Source organism: Gracilimonas sp., from assembly GCF_035704785.1.
Classification (GTDB): Bacteria; Bacteroidota; Rhodothermia; order Balneolales; family Balneolaceae; genus Gracilimonas.
Genome location: NZ_DASSWP010000239.1, coordinates 1 through 8,476, shown reverse-complemented (window position 1 = coordinate 8,476; position 8,476 = coordinate 1). Strand labels below are relative to the sequence as shown.

General features: G+C 40.8%; 7 protein-coding genes and 1 other RNA gene. 5 read left to right on the top strand and 3 right to left on the bottom strand.

The window, feature by feature from the left end; translation table 11 throughout:
• Window positions 1-162: 162 nt before the first annotated feature.
• Window positions 163-969 carry a M23 family metallopeptidase gene (locus tag VFM80_RS13375; protein WP_395072497.1) on the bottom strand — a complete coding sequence of 269 codons (807 nt, stop codon included), beginning with the start codon at window positions 967-969 and terminating at the stop codon, window positions 163-165.
• Between the two features lie 57 nt (window positions 970-1,026).
• On the opposite strand from VFM80_RS13375, the gene VFM80_RS13370 reads away from it, so the two are divergent.
• The 5 genes from VFM80_RS13370 to VFM80_RS13350 all read left to right on the top strand — a co-directional run bounded on the left by VFM80_RS13370 (window position 1,027) and on the right by VFM80_RS13350 (window position 7,452).
• On the top strand, window positions 1,027-1,629 hold the full coding sequence (locus VFM80_RS13370) for an RNA polymerase sigma factor (protein ID WP_395072495.1): 603 nt from the start codon (window positions 1,027-1,029) through the stop codon (window positions 1,627-1,629).
• Between the two features lie 95 nt (window positions 1,630-1,724).
• Entirely contained in the window at window positions 1,725-2,429 is a 705-nt protein-coding gene (locus VFM80_RS13365; protein ID WP_395072493.1) for a hypothetical protein, read from the top strand.
• A gap of 175 nt (window positions 2,430-2,604) precedes the next feature.
• Window positions 2,605-3,795: a hypothetical protein gene (locus tag VFM80_RS13360; protein WP_395072491.1), complete on the top strand. Its 1,191-nt coding sequence runs from the start codon at window positions 2,605-2,607 to the stop codon at window positions 3,793-3,795.
• 58 nt (window positions 3,796-3,853) lie between these two features.
• Window positions 3,854-4,816 (top strand): FecR family protein, encoded by a 963-nt coding sequence (locus VFM80_RS13355; RefSeq protein ID WP_395072489.1) that lies wholly within the window; start codon window positions 3,854-3,856, stop codon window positions 4,814-4,816.
• A complete protein-coding gene (locus VFM80_RS13350) occupies window positions 4,816-7,452 on the top strand; it encodes a TonB-dependent receptor (RefSeq protein WP_395072487.1) in 2,637 nt (878 codons plus the stop codon). Before VFM80_RS13355 ends, VFM80_RS13350 begins: the two co-directional genes overlap by 1 nt.
• Window positions 7,453-7,491: 39 nt before the next feature.
• Here VFM80_RS13350 and VFM80_RS13345 read toward each other — a convergent pair whose 3' ends face one another.
• Together VFM80_RS13345 and ssrA are read right to left on the bottom strand one after the other, a co-directional pair.
• Window positions 7,492-7,902: a RidA family protein gene (locus VFM80_RS13345; protein WP_395072485.1), complete on the bottom strand. Its 411-nt coding sequence runs from the start codon at window positions 7,900-7,902 to the stop codon at window positions 7,492-7,494.
• A gap of 360 nt (window positions 7,903-8,262) precedes the next feature.
• Window positions 8,263-8,476: a transfer-messenger RNA gene (gene ssrA / locus VFM80_RS13340) on the bottom strand; the annotation flags it as partial.

Here is an 8,476-nt window from a genome sequence, read left to right as displayed (position 1 = left end):
CAACTCGATCGTCTTGAACAACTTGGGTTTGGTGAACCGATATTGGTCAATGAATATTTTGAGGAAGGAAATTAAAAAGTAGACATTAATAAAATTCCGGTAACCAATGTTCAGGTACTCTTTAAATGGAAACTGAACATTGGTTATTTTATTATTGGATATTCAATATCCAATATATGTATCTCCTTCCCGAAGCTGAATAATACCGTCTTTAGTAGCAAATTTTACTGGAATTGAAGTAAATCCTCCACCTCTTTTTGTTTTCTTTACTACAAAATGAAGATGAGGTCCGGTAGCATATCCTGTTGCTCCTGAATATCCAATCACCTGCCCCATTTGAACTTGCTGGCCTATTCTCACATTTGCTCCCTGATATTTCAGGTGGGAGTAATCAGCAAAAGTGCCGTCATCGTGCATAATGGTTATAAAATTTGCAAACTCCATCATATTAGCTGAGGGCCCGCCCTTGTCACTATTCTCCTCCATCATTACAACTTTCCCATTTCGGGCTGCATAGATCGCAGTACCCATAGGCATATTGAAATCGAGCGCATACTGCAGCTCTCCCTGATGAGAAAACTGCCCGCCAAAACCTTGATCAACTTTATAGGATTCTCCTCTGTGATAAGGTAATCGGTATGCAAAACTATTATTATGGCGAGCATTGATGTCACCCATGTAATATTGATAACCTGACCTGTATTTCCAGCCTGCACTCTTGTCTTCATAAAAAAGATCCATGATCTTTTGGTCTCTTCCGGGATCAACGGTATACAGATATGGGGGATTTTTGTCCGGTCGTAAATTTTCGATCTCAAGTTCAATTTCAATGGTAACAGGATACACATTTTGATTACGGGCATAGATCTCAATGTGATCTTCCTTCTCTTCTTTATACAGTTCAACAGTCGTGCTATGCTGTAGGAAAGCACTTGAAAATAGTAGTAAAAGAAATAAAAATGTCTTCATGCCGATTTCTTATTCTAATATAAATTCTTCAAATTTAGCGAAAATAAAATCATTTAGATGGACGCAACTGTTATTCAATTATTACTGATTCTGGGCGCTGCATTAGACAGTGAGTCTAACGAATCAGACATTTATTTAAAAATTAAAAACGGAGATCAAAAGGCTTTTAAGAAATTTTTTGATGCTCATCACGGTGAATTATTTCGGTTTTTGATGCAAAAAGGCGTTTCTGAAGATGCTGCAGAGGACCTTATTCAAAAAGCATTCATCTATATTTGGGAAAACAGAGGCAAAATTGAAGAAAGTAAGTCCTTGCGTGCCTACCTATTCAGAATTGCATACACCAGAATGTTAAACCTGTTTAGAGACCATTCCAAGTTCGACCGTAATGAAGAAATTCCCGATGTAGCCGTTTCAACTAATAACGCTCCGGATGGTAATCTGGAACAGCAAGAGCTTCATAATGCCTTAGAAAATGCTATTTCAAGCATGCCTGAAAAAAGACAAAATGTGTTCAGGCTGTGCTTTCTTCAGGATTTCACTTATAAAGAAGCGGCTGAATTTTTAGAGGTTTCTGTTAAAACCATAGAAAATCATATGGGACTTGCCCTAAAAGACCTCCGTGCCCTCCTTTCAGAGACCGCTAAAGATTTTTTATAATTTCTTTTAGGGGTATCCCCTATTTCATGTGTAATTAAGTTGGAACAAATACAGCAAAATGCTGTTAAAAATAATCCGAACTTAATTTCAACACCATGAATTTATCCAGACTATTCATACCTCTTACAATTTTTATTAGTGTAATGCTTGTCGGAGCAGGATGTAACGTCCTCAACTCTGACGATAACGGCCCAAAAGAAGTAGCCGTAACCATGCAGGTACAAACTTCTTCTGTAGCCAAGTTTAAAGCAATAAATTTAGATTCTCTTACTGAGATCAAATTGCTTGTTGAGGAACTTGAACTCGAAAGTGTAAATGATGACTCTGCTGATTTTGAAGTAGAGGACCTCATCGTCAATCTTCCGCTTGACGGTAGTCGCGTTGAATTGACCTCTCATCAAATCCCGGCCGGCCTGTATGACGAGTTTGAGATGGAAATTGAAAATGATGATGACGGCACCCAAGTTGATGATCCTGATTTCAGAGATGGAGATGACGAGTATTCTCTCGTGATCAAAGGCATTTATAACGGTGAAGAATTCATGTTCAGATCAGACGCAGACTTTGAAATTGAAATGGATCTTAATCCCCCATTGGAAATCAGCAGCAGCACAAATTCTGCCGCAGTAGCTATTAATATAGATCCGGCAGGTTGGTTTACTGATAACCAGGGAAATCCATTAGATCCAACAAATCCAGCTAATAAAGAGATCATTGAAAATAATATCGAAAACTCTTTCGAAGCCGAAGGTGAAGAAGAAGAAGATAATGATGATGACGACGACGATGATGATGATTAGGAGGCACTTATGGCCTACTACTAACTGACAATAAACCCAAGCAAGCCCTGTTATGTGAACAATAACAGGGCTTTTTTTGTTATTAAGATTTCTGAAAAAATATATTAATATTGGTTAGGGGTACCAATCATCTGATGTGTATTAATAGTGAACACAGAACAATAATTTTATAATCATGAAAGCATTTAAAAAACTTCTGAAAGCAGCAGGTTATATAGTACCTGTCTTTTTGATATCTGCATGTACTTTAGGGGATGTTTCAGATGACCTCAACAATGAACTTACTCCTGAAGATATTGAAGCCGCCAGCCAAATTATGGGACAGGCTCTTTCTGATGATAATGAGGGGGTATTCTCCAGTTTGAATGATGCATTGGCAACGGTCTCAATCGATGGATTCGGCACAAGTAGCACACTTGCCAAAGATGGAGATGGTGATAATGATGATGACGAATATTCAGGCAGAGGCAACGAGAGTAACTTTCAGTATGATTATGATCCTGAAACCGGCACACATAGCATCAGTTTCGACCGTCAGGTAAATGCTCCAAACTTCGAAAAAAACCTCTCAGCAGTTCTCACTTATATCTTTACAGATATTGAAGGCGCATTTATTCAGCAGCCGCGTATGAATAAAGAAAGCATCGAAAATATAGATTTCACTGCTTCAAAGACCGGTGATATGTCGAACCGCTTTCGGCACTCAAATTTCAGCCGTGCAGATACTTTTTCCATAAAAGGATTAAGTACAGCCGCTTCTGTTCTTTCATTTGACGGCAAGCATTATGGAAATGGTTCATTTACAGGAGTTAGAGCAAATGGAGATACATTCGAGCGGTCGTATGTAAATGAGATCAGCTTTCTTGATATTGAGATCAATAAAGATACCGTAGCTCAAAATGGGTCTCTTGAACAAGGTGTTAACGGTACACTCACCTACGAAATGAGTATCTATAAGAATAATAACGGCGATGAATCAACTAAAACCATTACCGGAACTATTGTTATGGATGGTGATGGTACCGCATTGCTAAGATTTCGCAACCTAAGCAAACAATTTAGGGTCAACCTTTCATCCGGATTCGTAACTGATGACGATGACGAACTTGAGGCCTCAGTAAATTCAGTAGACCTTGATAATGAAACTGTCACTCTCGACAATGATATAATCGTTATTATTACCCCAAGAACAGAGATTGAAGGAGATGATGGGTTTGAAACCTTGGAAGATGTAGCTCTCGCTCTGGAAAGCGGCGTTACGGTTATTGCCGAAGCCGAGGGTTATATTAATCCTCAAAATCAACTGGAGTTCATTGCAGACGAGATCGAATTTGAGCTTCCTGATGATGATAACGAAGAAGATTGATCCACAGATCCTCTAATAATTGGGGCAGATGCATAATCTGCCCGTTTCTTAAACTAAAATGGCTGACAATTCCTACATATCACCTGATGACGCTGACCTTCTGCTTGCTAGGAAGATAGGAGAAGCTTTGCCGGATCTGAGCTCATTGAAAAAAGATGCGGATCCTTTTCTCATTGAGTTGTTTAAATACCGGAATACTATAAAAAAACATGTTCCTGAAATAGACTCCGCCTCTATCTGGAATTCTATTCAGTCTGAAATTGATCAAGAAAAAGACACTGCCCGGATCTTTAAATTAACGCCGGCAATTAAAAGGTATGCAATTGCTGCAGCTTTACTGATCACAGCTTTGGTAGGAAGTTTTGTTTATCAAAGCCTTACAAGTCCTACACTGATCGGTGAAAGTTTTGCATCCATTCAGCAGATACAACTTCAGGACGGATCAACCGTCAGCCTTCGCCCTAACTCTCGATTGTATGAAAATTCTGTTTCTCCCAATTCCGCAGAATATAGAATTGAAGGGGAAGGGTATTTCGAAGTTGCTCATAACCCGGATCGTACATTTACTGTCGTTACGGATCAGGCCAAAGTTGAAGTTTTAGGAACCCAATTTGTTTTAAGCAGCTGGGGAAATTCATCAAAAGTATTTCTGCAGGAAGGGAAGATCAAATATGAATCCCTAAAAAATTCAGAATCTGTGATACTGGAGCCCGGTCAGTCATCTATAGTTAATGATGCCACTGATTCTCCTCTGATTACACAATCAGAGGAATCAGTTTATACCGACTGGCTAACGAATGAGCTGGTCTTTCAAAATGAATTGGTGTCGGCTGTATTCAACGAGCTTGAGCAGCATTTCAACATACAAATAGAAAGCCCTGAATCGGTGCTTGATGAAACCTTAAGCGGTTCAATTCAACTTGATGAGATTTCCTCCGTACTTCACGACCTGGAACTGGTTCTTGGGGGAAGCTTCACACATACCGGTGACAGTACCTACGTATTTAATCCGGGCAACTGATGCTTAAACACCTTTCTGCGATTTTGTTTTTTTTAGGGGTATTAGGGGTGGGGCAGCAGGCTTTTGCTCAATTTTCATTTCAATCTGCTCCATTACTGCAGATCATTGAAACTATTGAAAGCAAGACTGACTATCGGTTTTTATATCGGGAATCGCAGGTTGCAGGTATAACTCTTAGTTTTAAGGCGCAGCAAGATGATTTTATAGACTCTCTGAGTTCCCGCATTTCCGCCTATAATATTGCAGTAGATGCAAATACAGATCGAAGACAGATCGTTCTTTACATACAAAAAGCTGATCCCGCCCAAAATATTTCCATAACCGGGCAAATAGTTGATGCAGAAACCGGGGAGCGCCTCCCCTATGCCACCATTTTCTGGAAAAGAGGAAATAAAACATACGGAACGGCAAGTAACTCATCAGGAGTGTTTAGTATTACCTCGTTAGCGTCAGGACAAGAATTCTCCATTAGCGGATCTTATCTCGGTTATGCAACCAATCAAATTTCACTTGATCTGAAGCAAGGCAGCTCTTTTGAGGATATCACTATCCGTTTATCACCTGAAGCAGTAAAAGGGAATGATATCGTAGTTACAGGATTTAATTATTCAGCCGGCTCCGACAGTATCTACCGAAATTTTATAAATACCGGGGTACTTAATCCATTTGGGGAGAACAATACAGCGAAAGCGTTGCAATCGCTGCCTTCTGTAAGCAATGGCCCCGCTATCAATAATGGTATCAATGTAAGAGGCAGTTCTTCTGATGCTACTCAAATACTTTTAGATGGGATCACGATCTATAATCAATCTCACTTGTTCGGATTACTGGATAGTTTTAACCCCAATGCGATTCAAAATTCCGGCTTCTTTTATGATGTAACCCCCGCTCAAATCCCATCCTCTCCCGGCGGAACTCTTTCTATGCTCACCAAAACAGGCTCATTAAATAATTTCAGATCTTCTGCCGGGCTTAGTAATACCGCTTTCAATACCACGCTGCAGGGACCTTTGGTTTCGGGAAGGAGCAGCTGGCTGGTATCCGGGCGCACATCTACCATGAATACCTTAAACTGGTTTGGCAATGATGAACTCATAGCCTACGGTTTGAATATAGAGCGTCCCCGCGAAGTGATCGCAGATAACCTTTCTGATCTTGAATCAAGGCTTGTATTTCCTGGAGAGTATGATGCCGCTTTCTTTGATCTCCACGGAAAGATATACTTTGAATTTAAAAACGGAAGCCGATTGATAGCCGGCAGTTATTATGGTGCAGATAATGTATCTCAGGATGCAAAGCGACTTGTACGGCGTTTCAACCCAAGTGCACCTGATGAAAGGTTCAGCCTCGAAGACATGGAAACAAGAAATAACTGGGGTAATTTCAGTTCCAGCCTTACTTATACTGCTCCTGTAACCAATACCCTTTACAGCCATACTTTGGCAGCTGCAAGTATTTATAATACTGAATTCAGTAAAGATGACTTTGTTTATAACCGTATTGAAAATGGTGGTTCCGGAGTTCAGGTGTTTACCTTTCCCCTGAAAAATGAAAGTATATTCAATGAGTTTAAATTTGACCAGTCTTTTGATTTGATACGGCCTGAAACTCAATGGACCTTTGGGGGGTCTTTCCAATACTTCATGGGCGAATACTTGGAAGAATCATTCGATCGTCCCGGTTTTTTTACCAACTTTGAATCAGGGCTTATAGACCTTTACTCACAAATGGATTACACAAATTCAGACCTGATCAATCTTCATTTGGGTGGTCGATTACATTACTATACCAACGGTGAGTTTCTGTACTTCTCACCAAGAGTTAAACTTAAGTTTCTCAATGAAAGGCCTCTGTCATTTGGGTTGGGATACAGCAGGAATTATCAATTCACCCATCGACTCTCTTTTTACAACATAAGCAGCCCTGATATCTGGATCATTAGTTCTGAGGAACAGCCCCCCACTTCTTCTGACTATTTTACGGCCGGGGCGTACGCTAAATTGTGGGGAAATACGCTGTTTCAGATAGAAGGCTATTACAAAGCATTGAATAATGCCCGGCTTTTTGAGATCAATGCGCAGTCACTCAGTAACAGTTTTGAAGCCCCGCCATGGCTATACAATAATGACGGGATTTCCAAGGGACTCGAATTTCTTCTCAGAAACAGGTTCAAAAAAATAACTCTGAGCCATTCATATACCCTTTCTGAATCTACCTTCCAAAACGAGGTAATATTGGGGAGCAATGAATTTTATGCCAGTTGGGATCGAACCCATAGCTTCAGTTCTACCATAGAATATGAGCCAGTTTCTAATTTAAAGAGCTTTTTGAGTTTTACTGCTTCTTCCGGAGTGCCAAACCGACTTTATTTCTTAGGGGTTGAAAACAAACAGCGGTTAGGAGATTACCGAAGGCTTGATGCAGGAATTGAGTACAACCTAGACATCCGTAGTACAAAATTGGAAATGAATGTATCTGTATTCAATGTGCTGGATAGGCAAAATACCTGGTATCGAGAATTAAATCTGGTAATTGATACTTCAGTGCCTCAAAATCAACGGCGACTGACTGCAGAGCCTATGGATGTTTATGACCTGGGAATTCAACCTTCTTTTAACTTAATGGTGTGGTTTTAGTATTAGGTGTTAGGCTCAAAGTGTTAGGTGTAAGGCGGCTCACCACTCACTACTCATTTCTCCCAAAATCGCATCTACCTCAATTTCTACTAACAGATTCGGATCTATGAGTTTGTTTACTTCCACTAAGGTGGCTGCCGGATTGATGGTCCCGAAGAATTCCTCGTGTGCTTTCCCAAAGGCCTCCCATTCGTCCATATTTGTAATGAAGGTTCGTGTACGGACAACATCCTCAAGTGAAGCACCGGCTTTCTTCAGTGCCTTCTCGATGTTCAAAATACACTGTTTTGTTTGAAGGTAAACGTCTCCTTTCCCAACGATCTCCCCAGTTTCACCAACAGCTGTTGTCCCGGACACAAAAATCTGATTCCCGACTTTCACAGCTCGGTTGTACCCTACTTTATCTTCCCACTCTGTTCCTGAGGTAATGTTCTGCCTTTTCTTATTCATATCACTCTGCCAAACCTGCTTCCGCTATTAAGATCATAAATGCGCGTTGTACTCCTTTGTATCATTGATATTAAGGCTTCCAATAATAGCAAAACAGGATGTGAGTAGAAAGGGTGATACTATTGAAATTTGAATTGCAGAATTCTCATTCTGGTTACGTAGCTCCAGCTGCGTAACCTCCTCCCGGAAGCTCCGGCTTCCAGTGGTGCGTTATCCGGGAACATAAGCTCATTTCAACCACGGGAAGCTGGAGCTTCCCCGACTGCGTTGCGAAGGCGGACCTTCGCAACGAGGACAAATTCACACAAAATAAAAAAGCCAAAGCGCTTTAAAGGCACTTTGGCTTAGTTTTTAAGTGTATTGTGGAGGTGCGGGGAGTCGAACCCCGGTCCGGGAAGGTAGACCTGTTAGCATCTACATGTGTAGGTACTGATTGACATTCGCCTGAAGCCGAGCCCAGTACCTAAGCGACTTCAATCTATCCTGTTAAAGTTTCACGTTAAAGCGACAGAAAGCACTTCAACGCTATCCTATCTTGTATGACGTCCGGGCCGGCAATGATAGGCACTTAACC